The organism is Nocardia sp. NPDC004260 (assembly GCF_053603155.1).
In genome coordinates this window covers 67,795-87,073 of the sequence record NZ_JBSGEZ010000018.1, presented here as the reverse complement: position 1 = coordinate 87,073, position 19,279 = coordinate 67,795, and the positions used below count along the sequence as shown (strand labels likewise).

Annotated in this window: 16 protein-coding genes, 1 tRNA gene and 1 riboswitch; of the genes, 9 read left to right on the top strand and 8 right to left on the bottom strand. The window is 67.6% G+C overall.

The features are described from left to right. Positions 1-10: 10 nt before the first annotated feature. Positions 11-86, top strand: a tRNA-Thr gene (locus ACWEO7_RS13560). On the opposite strand, the gene ACWEO7_RS13555 is transcribed toward ACWEO7_RS13560, so the two are convergent. After that, a complete protein-coding gene (locus ACWEO7_RS13555) occupies positions 39-1,391 on the bottom strand; it encodes a cytochrome P450 (protein WP_452423399.1) in 1,353 nt (450 codons plus the stop codon). The two genes, ACWEO7_RS13560 and ACWEO7_RS13555, sit on opposite strands and share 48 nt — an antisense overlap. A gap of 187 nt (positions 1,392-1,578) precedes the next feature. Between ACWEO7_RS13555 and ACWEO7_RS13550 the strand changes: the two genes are divergently transcribed. From ACWEO7_RS13550 to ACWEO7_RS13535, 4 genes are all read left to right on the top strand, one after another. Continuing rightward, entirely contained in the window at positions 1,579-3,213 is a 1,635-nt protein-coding gene (locus ACWEO7_RS13550; RefSeq protein ID WP_452423365.1) for a GMC oxidoreductase, read from the top strand. Between the two features lie 83 nt (positions 3,214-3,296). Beyond that, positions 3,297-4,166 carry an SDR family NAD(P)-dependent oxidoreductase gene (locus tag ACWEO7_RS13545; RefSeq protein ID WP_452423363.1) on the top strand — a complete coding sequence of 290 codons (870 nt, stop codon included), beginning with the start codon at positions 3,297-3,299 and terminating at the stop codon, positions 4,164-4,166. Between the two features lie 159 nt (positions 4,167-4,325). Then, on the top strand, positions 4,326-5,318 hold the full coding sequence (locus ACWEO7_RS13540) for a small ribosomal subunit Rsm22 family protein (RefSeq protein ID WP_452423361.1): 993 nt from the start codon (positions 4,326-4,328) through the stop codon (positions 5,316-5,318). Between the two features lie 440 nt (positions 5,319-5,758). Beyond that, positions 5,759-7,276: an MFS transporter gene (locus tag ACWEO7_RS13535; protein WP_452423359.1), complete on the top strand. Its 1,518-nt coding sequence runs from the start codon at positions 5,759-5,761 to the stop codon at positions 7,274-7,276. A 225-nt stretch (positions 7,277-7,501) separates the two neighbouring features. Here ACWEO7_RS13535 and ACWEO7_RS13530 read toward each other — a convergent pair whose 3' ends face one another. After that, positions 7,502-7,690 (bottom strand): hypothetical protein, encoded by a 189-nt coding sequence (locus ACWEO7_RS13530; RefSeq protein WP_452423357.1) that lies wholly within the window; start codon positions 7,688-7,690, stop codon positions 7,502-7,504. A gap of 29 nt (positions 7,691-7,719) precedes the next feature. Between ACWEO7_RS13530 and ACWEO7_RS13525 the strand changes: the two genes are divergently transcribed. After that, the gene (locus tag ACWEO7_RS13525; RefSeq protein WP_452423356.1) at positions 7,720-8,085 is read left to right on the top strand and encodes a hypothetical protein; all 366 of its coding nucleotides are present in this window, start codon (positions 7,720-7,722) and stop codon (positions 8,083-8,085) included. Positions 8,086-8,093: 8 nt separating this feature from the next. Here the strand turns inward: ACWEO7_RS13525 and ACWEO7_RS13520 are convergent, their stop codons facing one another. Next, complete coding sequence (locus tag ACWEO7_RS13520; protein WP_452423354.1) at positions 8,094-8,522, bottom strand: hypothetical protein; 429 nt, start codon at positions 8,520-8,522, stop codon at positions 8,094-8,096. A 316-nt stretch (positions 8,523-8,838) separates the two neighbouring features. Continuing rightward, the gene (locus ACWEO7_RS13515) at positions 8,839-9,891 is read right to left on the bottom strand and encodes an alpha/beta fold hydrolase (protein ID WP_452423352.1); all 1,053 of its coding nucleotides are present in this window, start codon (positions 9,889-9,891) and stop codon (positions 8,839-8,841) included. Between the two features lie 235 nt (positions 9,892-10,126). On the opposite strand from ACWEO7_RS13515, the gene ACWEO7_RS13510 reads away from it, so the two are divergent. Together ACWEO7_RS13510 and ACWEO7_RS13505 are read left to right on the top strand one after the other, a co-directional pair. Continuing rightward, entirely contained in the window at positions 10,127-10,585 is a 459-nt protein-coding gene (locus tag ACWEO7_RS13510; RefSeq protein WP_356963532.1) for a DUF2752 domain-containing protein, read from the top strand. A gap of 28 nt (positions 10,586-10,613) precedes the next feature. After that, positions 10,614-10,799 (top strand): hypothetical protein, encoded by a 186-nt coding sequence (locus ACWEO7_RS13505; RefSeq protein ID WP_450018087.1) that lies wholly within the window; start codon positions 10,614-10,616, stop codon positions 10,797-10,799. Here ACWEO7_RS13505 and ACWEO7_RS13500 read toward each other — a convergent pair whose 3' ends face one another. Together ACWEO7_RS13500 and ACWEO7_RS13495 are read right to left on the bottom strand one after the other, a co-directional pair. Then, positions 10,800-12,143, bottom strand: a complete 1,344-nt coding sequence (locus ACWEO7_RS13500; protein ID WP_452423350.1) for a M1 family metallopeptidase — start codon at positions 12,141-12,143, stop codon at positions 10,800-10,802. Then, positions 12,143-16,054, bottom strand: coding sequence for a Pls/PosA family non-ribosomal peptide synthetase (locus tag ACWEO7_RS13495; RefSeq protein WP_452423397.1), 3,912 nt, complete (start codon positions 16,052-16,054; stop codon positions 12,143-12,145). The genes ACWEO7_RS13500 and ACWEO7_RS13495 overlap by 1 nt, the downstream gene beginning before the upstream one ends. 534 nt (positions 16,055-16,588) lie before the next feature. Further along, positions 16,589-16,702, top strand: a riboswitch (SAM riboswitch). Between the two features lie 47 nt (positions 16,703-16,749). Between ACWEO7_RS13495 and ACWEO7_RS13490 the strand changes: the two genes are divergently transcribed. Next, the gene (locus ACWEO7_RS13490) at positions 16,750-18,069 is read left to right on the top strand and encodes an aminotransferase class V-fold PLP-dependent enzyme (RefSeq protein WP_452423348.1); all 1,320 of its coding nucleotides are present in this window, start codon (positions 16,750-16,752) and stop codon (positions 18,067-18,069) included. Between the two features lie 160 nt (positions 18,070-18,229). Here the strand turns inward: ACWEO7_RS13490 and ACWEO7_RS13485 are convergent, their stop codons facing one another. Both ACWEO7_RS13485 and ACWEO7_RS13480 read right to left on the bottom strand, forming a co-directional pair. Further along, the gene (locus ACWEO7_RS13485; protein WP_452423395.1) at positions 18,230-18,697 is read right to left on the bottom strand and encodes a flavin reductase family protein; all 468 of its coding nucleotides are present in this window, start codon (positions 18,695-18,697) and stop codon (positions 18,230-18,232) included. Positions 18,698-18,802: 105 nt separating this feature from the next. Continuing rightward, a complete protein-coding gene (locus ACWEO7_RS13480; RefSeq protein ID WP_355079189.1) occupies positions 18,803-19,279 on the bottom strand; it encodes a YbaK/EbsC family protein in 477 nt (158 codons plus the stop codon).

Genomic DNA, 19,279 nt, shown 5'->3' with positions numbered 1-19,279 from the left:
CGAAAGGCACGCCGCCTTAGCTCAGTCGGTAGAGCGCTTCACTCGTAATGAAAAGGTCGGGGGTTCGATTCCCCCAGGCGGCTCCAGTTTTCCGAGTTTCGCCTCGGCTGGTCGGCAGTCAGCTTGACGGGCATGGAGCGGTAGGCGTGCAGATTTCGCAGGGGATGGGGGATCGGCGGCCCGTCCAGGCTCAAATTCGGGTACCGATCGAAGAGGGTCCGCAGTGCGACGGCGCCTTCCAGCCGCGCCAACCTGGCTCCCAGGCAGCCGTGGATCCCACTGCCGAACGCGAGATGTTCCGCGGCGTTGTCCCTGGTCACATCGAATAGGTGGGGAGCGGGGAAGACCGCGGGATCGTTGTTGGCGCCCGCCAAGGACAGCAGGACCAGGGACCCTGACTTGATGTGCTGGTCAGCGATCTCGACGTCACAGTTCGCGACCCGGCCGGTCATTCGCACGGGACCGTCGTAGCGCAGGATCTCCTCGACCGCGTTCGGCCACAGATCCGGCTGGGCGGCCAGCAGTTCCAGCTGGTCCGGATGGTCTATCAGTAGGACGATTCCGTTGCCGAGCATGTTCACTGTCGTCAAGAAGCCGGCGTCCAGCAGCAGCGCCGCATTCGCCACCTGCTCGCGGCGGGTGAGCTCGCGATCTGTCGCCAGCATGCTGAGGACGTCGTCGTTCGGTTCGGCGGCGAGCTCGTCGAAGTGCTGGTCGAAGTACTGCTTGACCTCGCCCAGGTCTTCGATGGCGTGGCGGTAGGTGGTCCAGCTCAGGCCTCGTTCGAGCAGTGGCGCACCGGTGCCTCCCCATTTCAGCAGGGTCGAATGCATGTCGGCGGGCAACCCGAGGATCTCGGCGATGATCGTGACCGGCAGCTGTTCGGAGAAGTCGCTGATCAGATCGGGGCGAGGCTTCGATTCCAGGCGTTCGAGCAGGTCGTTGGTGGCTTCGGCGATTCGATCCTCCAGCGTGGCGATCGCCTTCGGGCCGAATGTTTGCCGGACCATGCGCCGGTACCGCGTGTGATCCGGCGGATCGGCCACCAGCATCGATGGTGGCTCCCCGATGTTGGGGAGTCCCAGATCCGTCTTGGCCAGCATCCAGCGGATCGGCTTGGGCAGGGCTGGATGGAAGGGGGTGACCACCCCGAAGCGCCGGTCTCGCAAGATGAGTCGGCACAGTTCGTAGTCTGCCGTCACGTGTACGCCCGACATCCCAGGAATTCGGCCGCGCCGCCGGATCTCCTCGATATACGGCGATGAGCCGAGCAAGCGATCCTGGCCGACGGCGATTTGCCCGAGCGGGTCACCCCGGCGTGCGGCCCATCGGAGATAGGTCCGTAACAGGCCATGAGTGAGTAGCCACCGAATCCAGGCGCGAGTCAACATCGCCGCCTCCTCACTCCCGACCCACTCCTCATGATAAAGAGTAGCTATTACATTGCTGAACTATTAGCGTTAACGTTTGTCGCCGACAAGGCGGTGCCGATGAGCTGGGCCAGGAAGGTACTACGCATGGTGTCCATGCGAGTGCTGAAGTGTTGTAGAGCGACGTTCGGATCGAACGAGGGGCACGATGGACCGGCGTGGTTTCGTCAAGAGTGCCGGCTTGGCCGCGACGATGCTCGGTGTCGCCGGTGCGAGCACGGCCGCGTCTGCGGCGTGGGCCGACGATTTCAGCCCGAGCCCGAGAACATCGATGTATCGCATGTTGGTGCCGGAGATCTTCGCGCCGCTGCCGGATCCAGCCGATCATGTGCCCGCGATCGTCATCGGATCGGGGTTCGGGGCGTCGGTCACCGCGCTGCGTCTGGCGCAGTCGGGGATCGAGGTCGCGGTGCTCGAGCGCGGGTCGCGATGGCCGAGTGATCCGTGGCGTGACATCTTCGCCACCGACACGATTCCGGACGGCCGCGGCTTCTGGCATCGCACGACCTTTACCGGGGTGAACCGGATTCCGCTGCAGATCGATCCGTTCGGCGGGGTCCTCGATGTCACGAATTACCCGGGCATGGACGTGTGGCGCGGTGCGTGTGTGGGCGGTGGCTCGGTGGTATTCACCGGGGTGATGATCGAGCCGGAGCAGCGGTTCTTCGACCATGTGTTCCGCGGCGTGGTCGACTATCGCGAGATGCACGAGGTCTATTACCCCAAGGTCCGAGAAATATTGCGGCCCAGCGTGATACCCGACGACATCTACAACTCTTTCGCGTTCGCGCACTCGCGGGCCTGGGACGAACAGGTCCGCGCGGCCGGCTATACGCCGCAACGAATCGACGGCATCTGGAATTGGGATGTCATCCGCGCCGAACTGGCCGGGCGATCGAGGCCGTCGGCGACGGTCGGCTGCTCGAACCTGGGCAACTCCAACGGCGCGAAATTCGATCTGAACCAGAATTACCTGCGCTACGCCGAGAGCACCGGCCGTGCCCGGATCTACCCCGGCCATCGCGTGGATGCCATCGCCGAGGAACCGGGAGCGTCGGGTCGCTATAGCGTCGCCGTGACCAAACTCGACCCGACCGGTGAAGTGCTCCGCACCCGGATGCTGACCTGCGACATGCTGTTCCTGGCCGCGGGCTCCATCGGCACCTCCGAACTGCTGGTGCGTGCGCGGGAGACCGGCGCGCTGCCGAACCTGAACGAGCACGTCGGCGAAGGCTGGGGCAGCAACGGCGATGTCGCCTTGGCGCGGCCGCTCAGCACACTCGAGGTGGGCACGCAGGGCACGCCGTCGGCGAGCCGGATTCTGGACGAGGCGGGTACACCGGTGTCGCTGGAGAACTGGTACATCCCCGGCACGACGCCCTTCGACACCACCCTTCTCGCATCGTTGGGCATCGTGCTCGACGACACCCGCGGCCGGTTCGTCTGCGACCCCGCCGACGGGCGCGTGGATCTGCGGTGGCCGGCCGACGGCGCTGCCGGCTATCTCGCGCGAGCGAGGGAAGTCAACAACAACGCGGCCTGCAACTGTCAGCCCATCTCTCGACCCGCCTTCGACGCGGACGCCTCGTTCACCTCCCACCCGTTGGGCGGAGCAGTGATCGGCCGCGCGACGGACGGATACGGCCGGGTGCGTGGCTATCGGAACCTGTACGTGATGGACGGAGCAGCTGTGCCGGGTAGCACCGGCACAGTGAATCCTTCATTGACGATCAGCGCGCTGGCGGAGCGCAATATCGAACAGATCATTCGTTCCGGGGGGTAGTGGGCGAGCGCCTATCGACGCCGGCCCGGGTCGAGTTAGCCGCGACACGTGAGTTCTCGGATCAGCCCTTATACAGTCGAGCTGTGAACGAGACTCCGGCCACGAACAGTGGACGGTCACTCGCCGAACGGCTGGCGATCCGGTTGCTGTATCCGACAGCCCGGCCCACCGAGGAAGCACTGCGGGCGGCTGTCGCCGGCAAGGTGGTGTTGGTGACGGGGGCCTCGCACGGTATCGGCAAGGCCAGTGCGCGGAAGCTGGCCGCGGCGGGGGCGGTGGTGCCGCTTGTGGCCCGGTCCCGCCCGGAACTGGAACAGCTGGCCGCCGACATCGCGGCCGACGGTGGCACGGCCCGCGCGTACACGACCGACCTGACCGACCTGGATGCCGTCGACCTGCTCGGCCGGACACTGCTGGCCGAGTATGGACACATAGATGTCGTGATCAGCAATGCGGGAAAGTCGATTCGGCGGCCCATCGCCGAGTCCTACGATCGTTTCCACGATTTCACCCGCACCATCGACATCAACTATCTCGGCCCGGTGCGGCTGCTGCTTACTCTGTTGCCCCATATGCGTGCACGCAAGCAGGGGCATATCGTGAATATCTCCACCTGGGGCGTGCTCCTGCCGCCGAGTCCTCGCTGGTCGGCCTACATCGCCTCGAAAGCGGCCTTCGACGTCTGGCTGCGCAGCGTGGCCGCCGAAATCGCCTGCGACGATGTCACCACTACATCGATCTACATGCCCCTGGTCCACACCAGAATGAGCGCGCCCACCGACTTCAGCCGCACCCCCGGTCTGACTGTCGACGAAGCCTCCGACCTCGTCTCGCACGCCGTCACGGCCAAACCCCGCGACATCGCCCCGTGGTGGGCAATCCGGGTCCAAGCCTGGTCTGCCGTTCACCGCGACCAAGCCCAGCGCATTCTGGAACGTAGGTTCCGCCGCTGAACACCGGACCGGAGGTGCGGGCCGGGCCTCGGGTGCTACGAACGGGTCACCGAGATCTCGCCTTGGGTGGAACGCTGCCGCGCAGCGCCAGGAAAGTAGGGTCGGCACCGCAATGACAGAATGGCGGGCGGCCATTACAGACCAGAGGAGTTATCTCGGGTGGAACTGCCCGTCGAACTTGTCGAGGCCCTCGACCGGGCATGCGCGGGCGTTCCCCAGCGGCAGCTTGCCACCTCGGTCGACCGGCTGATCGCGCGCTACCGGGACCCGCGCCCGGCGGCGGCGCCGATTCTCGTCTCGACCGCCGACGTCACCGCCTACGCCGCTTATCGCATGCCCGCGACGTGGGCTGCTGTGCACAGTGCGCTCGAGCGGTTCGCCGAGCAGGCGCCCGGCTTTCGGCCCGAGACGCTGCTCGACGTCGGCGGGGGCACCGGCGCGGCGCTGTGGGCAGCGAGCGAACTGTTCCCTTCCTTGGCCGAGGCGACCGTACTGGATCAGGTGGACGAAGCACTCCAACTGGGGCGCAAGCTCGCGGCCGACGCCACCTCCGCGGCGATGCGCTCCGCCGTGTGGCGGCAAACCTCGTTCGCCGCTCAGGAAGCATTCGGCGGAGCGGACCTCGTCACGATTTCGTATGTGCTGAGCGAACTTTCCGAGGCAGACCAAGCCGATCTGGTGGCCCGGGCGGCTGAGGGGGCGGAAGTAGTGGCCGTCATCGAGCCGGGAACCCCGGACGGCCATCGCAGGATTCTCACCGCCCGCGACGTCTTGATCGAAGCCGGTCTGACGGTCGTGGCCCCCTGCCCGCACCAACAGATGTGCCCGCTCGCCGCCGGGACGGACTGGTGCCATTTCAGCACGCGAATCAACCGGACGTCCCTGCACCGGCGGTTGAAGGGCGGCGAACTCGGCCATGAAGACGAGAAGTTCTCCTATGTGATCGCCTCTCGGACCGCGCACGCCCCCGCCGCGGGTCGAATCCTGCGACATCCGCTCAAACGTAAGGGCCTGGTCACGCTGGAAGTCTGCACGGCCGACGACGGCGTGCGGCAAACCCTCGTCTCGAAGCGACAGGGCGAGGCGTACCGCGAGGCAAGGGACGTGGAATGGGGCGACGCCTGGCCACCATCCCACCGCTCGGCGGACTGATCGCCACTGCCCGAAAGTTGATCCCCGCCTGACCCGCCGCTCGGCAAGCTGCGCCGTGTGTCGCCTGCGGGCGGAACACGACGCCGGGGTTTATTGAGCCGCCAACCAGTGGCACAATTCACAACGATCCAATATTTACGTAAATCGGGCGTAACCGTGTTCCGCTCAGACCGTTGAGGAGCGACACCAGTGCAGATGTCGAGGCGCGATCCCGGCTCACGACCGCGCTGTGCTGGGGCTTCCGCGTTCCGGGCGTCGGTCCCGCCCATTGGTCGAGTTCGTGAGGGGGCGAGGTGATCCCTGTGTGGCGCTCGGTCCGCGGCGCGGCGCAGGCCCCCGACGGTCCGGCCTTCTTCTGAAATCGAGGAGATCCGTCAAGTGCTGGAAACGCAAACCAAGGTCGTACGAAGTCTGGTTCCCGCTCGGATGGACCGGCTTCCGTGGACCAAGTTCCACTGGCTCATCGTCGTCGGCTCGGGGTCTCCTGGGTCCTGGACGGAATCGAGATCCAGATCGTCAGCAGCATGGGTGGACCGCTGCAAGACGTCGAAACGCTGCATCTGACCTCCGGGCAGGTCGGCGCGATGGCCTCGTGGTACCTGGCCGGTCAGGTCGTCGGCGCACTCGTGTTCGGCAGGCTCACCGACCGGCTCGGTCGCAAGAAACTGTTCATCCTGACCCTGGCGATCTATCTGATCGGTAGTGGGTTGGCCGGTTTCTCATGGAACGCATGGTCGCTGTACTTGTTCCGCTTCATCGCGGGCACCGGAATCGGTGGCGAATACACGGCGATCAATTCGGCGATCGACGAGATCATGCCGTCCAGATATCGGGGCCGGGTCGACATCGCGATCAACGGCACCTACTGGGGTGGCGCGGCATTGGGAGCGGCGGCGAGCCTGATCCTGTTCAACGAGCAATTCATCCCGACCGGCTGGGGATGGCGCATCGGATTCTTCATCGGACCCGTCCTCGGCTTCATCATCATCTTCCTGCGCAGGCACATTCCGGAGAGCCCGCGCTGGCTGCTCACCCACGGACGGGCCGAGGAAGCGGAGCGGACCGTCGACGAGATCGAAGGGCAGTTGCGAAGTCGGGGGATCGAGCTCCCCGCGGTCGACGAGAGCAAAGCCTTGGACATCGTGGACACCGATCGGCTCTCCTACCTGCGGATGGCCAGGATCTTCTTCGGACGATACCCATCGCGTTCATTTCTCGGATTCACGATGATGGCCACGCAGGCTTTTCTCTACAATGCGATCTTCTTCACCGTCGGCCTGGTGCTGATCAATTTCTACGACGTGCCGGCCGATCACACCGGTTACTATTTCTTCCCGTTCGCGGTCGGTAATCTGATCGGCCCACTGGTACTCGGCCCGCTCTTCGACAGTATCGGCCGCCGGAAGATGATCTGTGCCACGTATGTGGGCTCCGGTTTGTTGCTCTTCGTTTCCGCATGGGCATTCAATGCGGGCATTCTCAACGCCGCCACCCAGACCATCTTCTGGTGTGTCATCTTCTTCTTCGCCTCGGCGGGGGCGTCGTCTGCTTATCTCACGGTCAGCGAGATCTTCCCGCTGGAACTGCGTGGTCAGGCCATCTCGTTCTTCTTCGCCATCGCGCAGGGCGCGGGCGGGGTCGTCGCGCCGTTCCTCTTCGGGCATCTGGTCGGCGGCGCGGACAACCCGAACCCCGACCGGTTCCCGCTCACGGTGGGGTACCTCATCGGCGCCGGGTTCATGATCTTCGGTGGCCTGGTCGCCTGGTTCTTCGGAGTGAACGCCGAGGGGCAGTCCTTGGAGGACATCGCGGATCCGCTGTCCGTGGCGAAACCGACAGCGACTGCTCCCGGGGTGGCCGTCGACGGTCGACATGAGGAGCCAGCCGGGCAGGAGCCGCTGACCAGCGAGCCGATATCTGGCGGCCCATCAGTTGTCGAATCGATGAAGGGCGACTAGCGACATGGTGCAGCCAACTCCTTGGCGAGCGAGTCGAGATCGGCAGCAACAGGCGGGGGCGACGGGTCGCTCGCCGGGCGGTACTCGGAAACGCCGGGTAGACGTCGCCAAACTCCGGTCGCGGTTGCCGAAACTTCGGGGGCGGCCGCCGAAACTCCAGACCCGGTTGCCCCAAATCCGGGCGGCAGCGCAACCGCTGGTGGTCTTGCTCCGGGACAACTCGGGTTACCTGTGTGCCGCGGTCGGAAGCATCATCACGTTCACCCTGCTGTTCAAGCCGTGGCTCGCCACCGGCGGACCGGACGGCACGATCTGGAGCAACGCCTTCGGCCAGACCCACATCACCACCACGCTCGTGGGGCTCTGGTCGAAGAATCCGCCCGCCCACTCCAATCTCAGCGGCACATGGGCCATTTTCCGCCACCATCGCGATCTTCCTCACGGTGCTGGCGGCGTTGGCCAATCTCTGGTCCCGCACCGAGGCACTCGCGCGTTTGACGACCGGTTCGGCGGTGGCGGTGGCGGTTTTCATCGCCTTCACGCTGGTCTATCTCAACAGCAAGGGGCCGGAGTTGCGCTCCATGATCGGCTCCGGCCCGCCCACCGACCTCGGCACGCAAGTCGGCTACGTGATCCGATGGGCTTCCGGCAACGGGCAATATCCGCTGCCGGGGCTGCGAAAGGTCGAGTTCGAGACCGCGAAACTCACCGGTACCGCGCTGTTCGCCGGTGCGACGGCGATGTTCTCGGCCGTGGCGGCCATCGCTCAATGGGTTCGGATGATGAAGTCACGCCGCAGCACCGGCTGAGCCGCCGACTACGTCACGACGAAGACTCCCTTTCCGGGGACGTGGGGAGCGTCCGTCGCGATGAGGACTTCCACGCGGCCCAGCCCGGAGGGAATGGGCACCGGTATCCATGAGCCGGCCACGTTCTCCTCGGCCGGTGTGCTGTCGTCGACCCGGATCGGTGGCAGGGTGCCGTACACGCCGGTGTCGGAATTGCGCCAGGAAACCGTGACTTCCACGCCGCAGGAGCCGCCGGGGCGGTCGGGCGCGAAGACGAACTCGGGGCGGATCCACAGCGTGGGCAGACCGGAGTAGTTGCGGTCGGGGTCGTAGTAGGCGGCGATCATGCCGATGCCCGCGCCGCCACCGTCGCAGAGCGTTCGTGCCGGGGGGACGCCGAGAGGAAGCGCGGATACCACCGGGGCGGTCACACCGAGTGTGCCGATGGCCAGAGCCATGACCGCTACACCATGCCGGACATTCACCGCTGCTCCCTTCGTCGGACACGAATTGTCTGCCTGCTGTGTCGACCTGAGTTCGCCGAGTGTTAACGGGAGCGTACGAAGGGTGCGGTGCGCGGCGGCGATTCGGCGTCGGCGCGCCGGAAATTTCCGATGAGCGACGGTTTTTTCCGCGGGCGCGATCGATTCGGTAACGCATTAGCAAACTGAATGGAGACGTCGCCGCGGAGCGGACAGGGTCGCCGACCGTGCTTCGGGAGACGCCGCTCCTGGACCGGGCGCCGTTGACCGGTCCAGGAGAACGTTCTCCGGGTCAGCCGGCGGCTGCGGAGCGCAGGTGGGCGCGCTCGGCGATGGCGGCCAATTCCGCGTTGAAGCGGTCGGCGGCTTCGATATTGCCCAGATGACCGGTGGGCCAGACGTGGTAGGCGGCCAAATGACCGGTTTCCGCGAGCGCGTCGGCGATGCGGCGCGACATGCGCTCGGGCAGCAAACGGTCGTGTGCGCCCGCGATCACCGTGGTGGGCACGGTGAGGGAGGCGGCCGATTCGGCGAGATCCATGTCGGCGAGTGCGGCGGCGTGCCTGCCACGGGTGAGCGGCCGGCACGAGCGCACGATGCCAAGCGCGAAATCAACCTGGTCCGCGGTCGCGTGCGGGTTCATCACGCGCGCCTTGAGCAGCGCGCTCGTCGGCCAGCCGCCCGGCAGCGGTACGGGGGCGGTGAGCAGCGTCTCGGCGACGATCATGGGGATTCGCACCGTGGCGCCGAACACCGTGATCGGGCGGTCCGCCAAGGTCAACGGCTTGTTCAGCAGCGGAAGCAGATCCGTGTCGTAGCGGATGTTGCCCGACGTACTGTTCAACAGGACGGCGGCTGCGGCCTGCTTACGGACCTGCTCCGGATAGCGAGCGGCCCATGCCTGCACGGTGATACCGCCCATGCTGTGGCCGACGAGCACGGCCCGCTGCCCTGGGCGCAGCGTGGCGTTCAGCACGGCCGACAAATCGTCGGCCAGCGACTCCTTGCTGGGGGCGGACTTGCCGAGTTCGCTCGCGCCGTGGCCGCGCTGGTCGTAGCAGACCACGCGGTACCGGTCGGCGAACGCGTTGATCTGCGGGTTCCAGTACTCGATGCTGCAACTCCAGCCGTGGATCAGGACGATGACATCGCCCTGCGCCGGGCCGTACGCGTGTACTCGCAAGCGAGCGCCGTCTTTGGTGGTGACCGGAATGACCGCGTGACGAGCGGTCGGCGCGTTCAACGACGCGGTACGGAAGGTGCGAGACCGCAGTCCGGCACGGTAATCGGCGGTGAGCGCACCGTTATGCGCGTCCGCCAGCGTCCTCATCGACTTCACCAGCATCAGGCACTCCTTTGTGTCCACCGTCACCGTACAGTGCAAGCAGCGGTGCTTGCTAGTGTTAGCGCCGTACGACGGTCTTCCTGGTCTATATCGGGGAATACCCCCGGATTCGGTACGGCAAAAGATCATTTCGAGAGAAAAAGTCGGACGCGCTTCGTTTGGGATGTCGGACCGCGATGCCGAGATCGGGGCGCTGCCGTGGCGGCGCACCTCATCGCCCGGTTACGGTTGACTCGTGGACATCGCGCACCCTGCCTCCGGGCCCGTGACGGACCCGGGAACCGAGCCCAAGACCGGGTGGCGCGGGGCGGCGCTTCCGCTGCTGGTGGCGGGTGTCGGTGTGGGCGTCGGCGTATTGCTGCACCTGCGCGATCCGCACGTCGAGGGTTCCTACGGCACCTGTCCGGTGTACGCGCTGACCGGCTTTTACTGCCCCGGCTGCGGCGGGATGCGCGCCGTGCACAACCTCACCGACGGGCACGTCATCGATGCTCTGCACAGCAACTTGCTCGCGCTTCCGCTGGTTCTCGCGTTCGCGGTGTGGGTGCTGGACTGGACGGTTCAGGGGTGGCGCGGCCGGAAGATGCGGTTGCCGTCGATCAGCCGGACGACCATGTGGACGTTCTTCGCATTGCTGGCGATCTACACGGTGGTACGCAATACGCCGTGGGGAACCCTGTTCACACCGGTGTAACACGCGAATGTACGGGCAGCCCCCAGGTATGAGAGATTCGCTGAAGACCAGGGTGCAGCAGAAACTGCTGCGCCAGCTCATCGAGGACCCGCGGGACACCGAGCACGACGACCCCCGGCAGATCGCCGTAGAGACCGATCTGGACGCGCTGGCCAATGTGCCAGAGGACCATCCGCTGGTCGAGGAACTCGCCGCGCGTTATCTGGTGTTCTGATCAGGCCGTCGATGCGCCGCCGTAGGGAGGCAACTGCGGTAGTCGCTCGGCGAGCAGCCAGCTGTCCCACAGTGGGCGTAGCGACACCAGGCTGTAGTGCCCGGCCAGGTCGGTGAACTCCTCGGTGGTCACCGATGAGTGGCGGTAGCGAATGGTCCATTCCCGGAGCAGGTCGAAGAAGGTCGAGTCGCCGAGTTCCAGGCGCAAAGCGTGCAGGGTGAGCGCACCCCGCTTGTAGACGCGGTCATCGAACATCCGCTGCGGTCCCGGATCGCCGATGACGATGTCCTGGGGCTCGCGGGCCAGGTTGTGCCGTGCGGCGCGGGCCAGCTGATCGGCGGTCGGCCCGCCCGCGGCCTCCGACCAGATCCATTCCGCGTAGCAGGCGAAGCCTTCGTGCAGCCAGATGTCCCGCCACTGCCGGATGGTCAGGCTGTTGCCGAACCACTGGTGGGCCAGCTCGTGCGCGACCAGCCGTTCCGCGCCGCGGCGGCCGTCGCAGTGGTTGGCGCCGAAGATGGAGATGCCCTGCGCCTCGATCGGGATCTCCAGCTCGTCGTCGGTGACCACGACGGTGTAGTCCGCGAAAGGGTAGGGGCCGAATTTCTCGCTGAAGACCTCGAGCATCCTCGGCTGACGAGCGAAGTCGTGGTCGAAGTTGGCGCGCAGCCGCGCAGGCAGGATCGCCTGCATCGGCACCGCGTGCGAAGAACCGATGCGGTGCTTGCGATAGTGACCGATCTGGATGGTGGCCAGGTAGCTCGACATCGGCTCGGCCTGCTCGTACACCCACGTGGTCTGACTGGCCTTCGTCTGCTTGCGCAGCAGAGTTCCGTTGGCCACCGCGTAGTAGGGCGAATCGGTGGTGATCGAGATCCGGTAGCTGGCCTTGGAACTCGGGTGGTCGTCACACGGGAACCAGGACGCCGCGCCATTGGGCTGACTGGCCACGATCGCGCCTTCGGTGAGTTCTTCCCACCCGACCTCGCCCCACGGCCCGCGCACCGGTTTCGGGGTGCCCCCGTACTGCACCACCAGCGCGAGCACGCCGCCCGCCGGAATCCGCTGTTGCGGCGTCACGACCAACTTGCCGTGCTGATGGGCGAATTTCGCGGCCTTGACCCCGTTGACGGACACCTTCGACACGCTCAGCGCCTGGCCGAGATCGAGTGCGAACCGGGTGCGCGCCTCGGTGGTCACGGCGGTGATCTCGGCGCGCCCGGTGAGCCGGTTGGCGGACACCCGGTAGGACAGTTCCAGCTCGTACCGGGAAACGCGATACCCCCGGTTGCCGTTCTGCGGGAGGTACTCGTCGATGGGGGCTTCGTAGAACTTGCCCGCCATCAGCGCGCCCCGGGATCGCCCGTGAACCAGGGCGCGATCGGGTTGCCCCACCAGCGCGTCGAGGCGGGCACCGCGTCGCCGCGCATGACCAGGGAAGCCGGGCCGATGGTCGCGCCGTCGCCGAGCGTCGAGGCGGGCAGTGCCACGCAGTGCGGGCCGAGGGTGGCCCCCGCGCCGAGGGCGACGGTGTCCATGGCCATGATCCGGTCGTGGAAGAGGTGGGTCTGCACCACACATCCGCGTTCCACGGTCGCGCCGTCGCCGAGAGTCACCAGGTCCGCCTCCGGTAGCCAGTAGGACTCGCACCATACCCCGCGCCCGATGCCTGCGCCGAGGCCGCGAAGCCAGAGGTTCAGTACGGGCGTCCCGGTCGCCGCGCGCGCGAACCATGGTGCGGCAACCGTTTCGACGAACGTGTCGGAAACCTCGTTGCGCCAGACGAACGAACTCCACAGCGGATGCTCCTCGGCGCGGATCCGCCCCACCAGCAACCACTTGGCGGCCACCGAAACCGCCCCCGCGATGCCGCCCGCCGCCAGCAGCACCAGTCCGCTGAGCAGCGCGGCGGTCAGGTGGCCGAAGGTTTGCGCGAGCCACGCGAGGGTGCACAGCACGCCGAGACCGATCGCGAAGGTCACCAGAACCGGGATCAAGCGGCACGTCTCGACGATGCCGCGGGCGACGCGCAGGCGGGCGGGCGGATCGAAGGTGCGCGCCGTGTCGGCGTTCTCCGCGGCGCGGCGCAGCCGGACCGGTGGGCTGCCCAGCCAGGACGAGCCAGGTTTCGCCTTGGACGGCGCCGCCGACAGCACCGCGACCAGCCCGTTCTTCGGGACCCGGCGCCCGGGGGCGGTCATGCCGGAGTTGCCGAGGAAGGCGCGCTTGCCGACCTTTGCCGCACCGATGTGCAGCCAGCCGCCGCCGAGTTCGTAACCGGCGATCATGGTGTCGTCGGCCAGGAACGCCCCGTCGGCGACGGTGGTGAACTTCGGCAACAGCAGCACCGTGGAGGCCTCGACGCTCTTGCCCACCTTCGCGCCCAGCAAGCGCAGCCACAGCGGGGTGAGCAGGCTGGCGTACAGCGGGAACAGGAAAGTGCGCGCGGAATCCAGCAGGCGCTCGGTGGCCCATGCCTGCCAGCCGACCCGGCTGCGCACCGGATGATAGCCCTCGGTCAGACCGATGCTCAGCAGCCGGACCGCGACGATGGTCGTCGCGGCGTAGACGCCCAGGCTGAGCAGGGTCGCGAAGGGCAGCACGGCGAATGCGCGCGCGACGCCACCCGCGAGCGTGCGGGTGTCGCGAATGAACCAAGCCAGGAACGCGCCACCGGCGCCGATGCCGAGAATCGGCATGGCGGCCAACGCCACCGATGTGACGCCGAAGACGCCGACCCAGCGCCGGGCCCGATCGGGCGTGTGCGCGGGCCAGCGGTGCTGGGCCTTGCCCACCTTCACCGCGGGCGAACCGGCCCACTCCTGTTCCGCCTTCACCTTGCCCGCCACCGCGGAGCCGGGCGCCACCTCGGCGTTCTTACCGATCTTCGTGCCGGGCAACAAGATCGAGCGCGAGCCGACCACCGCGCCGGGGCCGACGGTGATCGGGCCGAGATGCACCACGTCGCCGTCGATCCAGTAGCCGGACAGGTCGACCTCCGGCTCCACGCTGCAACCGTCGCCCAGTTCGAGCATCCCCGTCACCGGCGGGAGGCTGTGCAGGTCGACCCCCTTGCCGATCTTCGCGCCCAGCGCGCGGGCGAACGGCACCATCCAGGGGGCGCCGGACAGATTCTCCGCGCCGCTGGCCTCGGACAGGCGCACGGCCGCCCACAACCGCAGATGCACCGAGCCGCCGCGCGGATAGCGCCCCGGCCGGACACCGCGCAGCAGCAGCCGCGCGCCCGCCACGCAGATCGCCATCCGGCCGAGCGGCGAGATGAACAGCAGGAACGCGACCAGCGTCCACCACCAGGACAGCTGTGGCAGCCATGGCAGCGACCCGGACCAGGCCGCGATGTTGCCGACGATCGCCAGCCAGGTGAGCCACTGCAGGCCGGTGAGGGTGGTGAGCGGGATGGTGGCGAGTACCTGCGCGGCTTGCGCGAGCGGTGGCGTCGGCCGCACCGTCCGGTCGGCGACGGCCACGGTGGGCGTGGTCTGCTCCAGCAGCTCGGCGAGCGCGCCCAGGCGGGGATGGTCGTAGACGTCCGCGACGGCGATCTGCGGATACCGTTCGCGCAGGGCGGTGACCAGCTGGGCCGCCGCGAGTGAACCGCCGCCCAGGTCGAAGAAGTCCGCGTCCGGATCGCCGACCTCCGCGCCGAGGATGGCGTCCCAGAGTCCGGCGATCCACAGGGCCGTGCCGGTCAGGTCGTTGTCGTCGTCGTCCTCGGCGGCGTTGGGCAGCGGCCAGGGCAGCGCGTCGCGGTCGACCTTGCCGGAGGTGCGGGTGGGTAGTTCGTCGACCACCGCGAGCCGGGGCACCAGCGGCGCGGGCAACTGTCCGGCGAGGACCGCGCGCGCGGCCTTGGCATCGAAATCCGGTCCGGGTCCGGTCAGATAGCCGACCAGTAGCTTGTTGCCCGCTTTTGTGGTGCGGATGGCCGTCGCGGCGCCGGTGACTCCGGGCAGGTGTTGCAGAGCGTTATCGATCTCGCCGAGTTCGATGCGCCGCCCGCCCAGCTTGATCTGATCGTCGGCGCGGCCGAGGAAGACCAGACCGGCGCTGTCGTTGCGCACCAGGTCGCCGCTGCGGTACGCGCGCTCCCAGCCGACGGAGGCCAGCGGCGCGTACTTCTCGGCGTCCTTGGCCGGGTCGAGGTAGCGGGCCAGCCCGACCCCGCCGATCACCAGTTCGCCGGATTCCCCCTCGGCCACCGGGTTACCCGCCGCATCGACGACGACCAGATCCCAGCCGTTGAGCGGCAATCCGATTCGGATCGGCCACTGACCGTCCAACCGCGCGGCGCAGGCGACGACCGTGGCTTCGGTGGGACCGTAGGTGTTCCACACCTCGCGCGCCACATCACCGTTTCCGGCGACACGCTCGGCGAGTTCCGGCGGGACGGCCTCGCCGCCGAAGATGAGCAGGCGCACCGCCTCCAGCGCCTCGACCGGCCAGGTCGCCGCCAGGGTCGGGACGGTCGAGACCACGGTGATCCGCCGCCGCACCAGCCAGGGACCGAGATCGGCGCCGGTGCGCACCAGCTCACGCGGAGCGGGCACCGAGCAGGCGCCGTTGCGCCAGGCCAGCCACATCTCCTCGCAGGACGCGTCGAAGGCGACCGACAATCCGGCGAGCACACGGTCACTCGGACCGATCGGGGCGTCCGGAAGGAACAGGTCGGCTTCCGCGTCGACGAAGGCGGCCGCGTTGCGGTGGGTGACGGCAACGCCTTTCGGCGTGCCGGTGGAACCCGAGGTGAAGATGATCCAAGCGTCGTCGCGGGGACTCGGCAGCGTCGACCAGCTTTCCTCGCGCTGCTCTTCCGCCGCGCGGATGCCCGCGGCGGTGGTCTCGATGCCGGCCGCGGTCACGATCGCGGTGACCTGCGCCTCGCCGAAGACCAGTTGGGCGCGCTCGTCCGGGTCGTCTGCGTCGACCGGCACGTAGGCCGCGCCGGAGTACAGGACGGCGAGGATGGTCACGTAGAGCTCACGGGTGCCCGACGGTACGCGTACGCCGACCCGGTCGCCCGGTCGCACACCAGCGGTGGCGAGACGGGCCATGGTCTTCTCGATCTCGACGACCAGCTCCAGGTAGGAGAGCACTACTCGGCCGTCATCGATGGCAGGGGCGTCGGGGTGGGCGAGCGCCGTCGCGGTCAGGATGTCGACCAGTGTCCTGGCCTCCGGCGCGCGGTCACCACGCGACAACGGGCCCGCGGGCGCGTCGACGTCTATCTCGAGCATGGTGCTCTGCGCACCTCCCATCGACTCGCCTCACACTTTCCCGTTGTTGTGTCATAGCTGGGTTACCAAAGGGCAAACGCCACGATGGCCAGTTGTCCACGGTACCCGGGGTTGTCGTCGTTCGTTGTTCACCGGAGCGGGCGCCGGATCGGCGGGCGCCGTGCGCGTTGTTGCAGGTGGGATCGATATTCGCCGCCGCGACAGGCCGATCGCTGGTCGGTCCGTCGTCCCTCGGGTTCGCCGGGAGATGGCTCGTGTGCGGGTGTGATTCCGCTCATCGAAGCGGTGCGGACCTCGGGATGGGCGCGTGCGGCGTCGAGGCTCGTGGCGCCGGCGACCGGTCCGCCGCCTCGGAGCGCGGTCGAAGGCGTCAGTTGCCGAGGGGCGCGTGGGATGTCGAGGCAGCGGCTCGCGTGCTGTCGTCGGGATGCTTGTAAAGGCTCACGCCTGGTGGTTATCTCCACGCGGTGCTCCTGGGGACTCGGGGTCGAACGTGGTTGACAGCGCCGGGGCGCTTCTGCCACCCTCGGGTCAGGTCATGAGTGCCAGCGCGAAGCCCCGGCTTGCTGGCCGGCAACCCTCCTCCGCGGTGGGGTGCTCCGGGTGACGACCCGGCCGCCGCCCGACCGGGCGCGGCAAGCGCGGACTCGACGAATCATTCGATTGCGGGTCCCTTAGCCGACGGGATTCACGTGATGACTACCACTGTCGACAACACCTGTGCCGCTCTCGCCCGGGTCTCCGGCGACGAATTGCTCGTTCCGCTGGTGCAAGGCGGAACGGCCACCTACGCCAACTTCGACTACGCGGCGAGCGCGCCGGCGTTGACGCAGGTCACCGACCGGGTGCAGCAGTTGCTGCCGTACTACGCGAGCGTGCATCGCGGCGCGGGCTACGCCTCCCGGATCTCCACCGAGTGCTACGAGGCCGCCCGCGGGTCGGTCTCCCGGTTCCTCGACGCCGCCGACGATCAAGTGGTGGTGTTCACCCGCAACACCACCGACTCGCTGAACCTGCTCGCGTCCTGCGTGCCCGGCGACACCGTGGTGCTCGACATCGAACACCACGCCAACTTCCTGCCCTGGACCATGCAGGGCAGGCGGGTCGTGCAGGCCGCCGACACGGTGGAGGAGACCATCGGCAGGCTGGTCGCCGAGCTGTGCAGCAGGCCGGCCGCACTGCTCGCGGTGACCGGTGCGTCGAATGTGACCGGCGAGGTGCTTCCGCTGGAGCGGCTGGCCACCGTCGCGCACCAGTGCGGCGCCCGAATCCTGGTCGACGCGGCCCAGCTGGCCCCGCATCGTCGAATCAGCCTGCGCGCCAATGGAATCGACTACCTGGCGTTCTCCGGCCACAAGCTGTACGCGCCGTTCGGCGCGGGTGTGCTGGTGGGCAGACGGGATTGGCTCGACGCGGCGCGGCCCTACCTCGCCGGCGGGGGCGCGGTGCGTGAGGTGAGTACCGACGCGGCCGAGTGGGCGCCCGCTCCGCAGCGGCACGAAGCCGGGTCGCCGAACGTGCTCGGCGCAGCCGCGCTGGCCGCCGCCTGTGACGCGCTCTGTGTCATCGACGCCGAAACCCTTGCCGCGCACGAACATCAGCTCGCCGACCGTCTCCGCGACGGCTTGGCCGAGATTCCTGGCGTTCGGCTGTTGCGCATCTGGACCGACAGCCCCGACTCCGTCGGCATCGTCGCGTTCACTCTGGACGATTTCGCCCCCGGCCAGGTCGCCGCCTATCTTTCCGCCGAACACGGTATCGGCGTTCGCGACGGACGCTTCTGCGCCCACCCGCTGCTCACCCGCCTCGGCTTGGACGGCGCACTGCGCGCGAGCATCGGCCTCGGCACCACCTCCGCCGATGTGGACCGCCTGATCGATGCGATCGCCACCCTTGTGGCGACGGGCCCCACCTGGAACTACGCCGCCGAGAACGGTGTATGGAACCCCACCCCGGAAACGCGCCCCTTCACCTCCACCGCCCCCACCGGCGCGGCTCCCTGCCTGGTGGGCTGAAACAACGCTTGTTCCTCGATCTCGTCGAAAAGGGCACTAAGGATCCCATTCGAGGCGGGTGGGACGGTGCCCAGCCTTCCTGTGCTGGAGCGGCTGGCCCGTGCGCTCGACGCCGAGTTGGTGGTGCAGGTGCGGCCGAGGGTGGCGTAGCGAACTCGGGTCAGTCGCCGAGGGCGGTCGGCCGGTAATAGCGCCCGTTGTAGTACAGCAGCGGTGCGGCGGAGGGCTTCTCGTCGGTGTTGTCGTGTACCCGGGTGACCAACCCGACGACGAAGGTGTGGTCGCCGATGGGGATCAGTTGGTGCACGGTGGCGCGTAGCCAGATGGGGGTGCCGTGCAGGACGGGTTCGCCGGTGTCGAGAGCGGTCCACAGAGATCGGTCGGTGAAACGCTCCTCCGCCGTTCGGGAGAACCGGTGAGCCAGGTGCTGCTGGTGTTCGCCGAGGAAATGGATGACGACGGACTCGGCGTCCAGCATGCCGGACAGGCTGGAGGAGGTGTGCGCGATATTGAACGACACCAGCGGCGGGTCCAGCGACAGCGAGGCGAAGGAAGTCGCGGTGAAGCCGACCGGCCCTTGCGGCGAACGCAGCGTGACGACGGTGACGCCGGCCGGATAATGGCGCATCGACGCACGATATTGCTCCGCGGTGATGCCGCTCGGATCCGCTTCGGTCACATCACGAAACTACGCTCGGTCTCGTGGCCCACGATCCTGGGACGCTCGCGCCGGTCAGTCGACGTCGATCGGAAGACCCGCGGTGATCCGCAGCAGCTCCGGGAACGACGTGCGGAAAATGGTGTTCGGATGTCCGCCCGCCGCCCATACCTCCCGATGGTGCGCCAGCGCGTTGTCGACCCAAGTGGGCAGGTTGGTCGGGTGGCCGACCGGTGCGACGCCGCCGATGGGCTGACCGGTCACCTGGCGCACCATGTCGGCGGGGGCGCGGGTCAGCGTCCCTTCCAGACGCGCGCCGGTCTTCGCTAGGTCGACCTGGTGCGCGCCCGAGACGAGCAGCAACACCGGGTCGTCGTCGAGCAGGAACACCAGTGACTTCGTGATCGCGCCCACGTCGACGCCGAGCGCCCGCGCGGCGTCGTCGGCGGTGTGGGTGGGCTCCGGCTGGGCCACGATGAGACCGTGATGGCCCCGGGAGATGAGGGTGTCCGCGACTCGGCAGGCGACCGGTGGCAATGACGACCTGCGCAT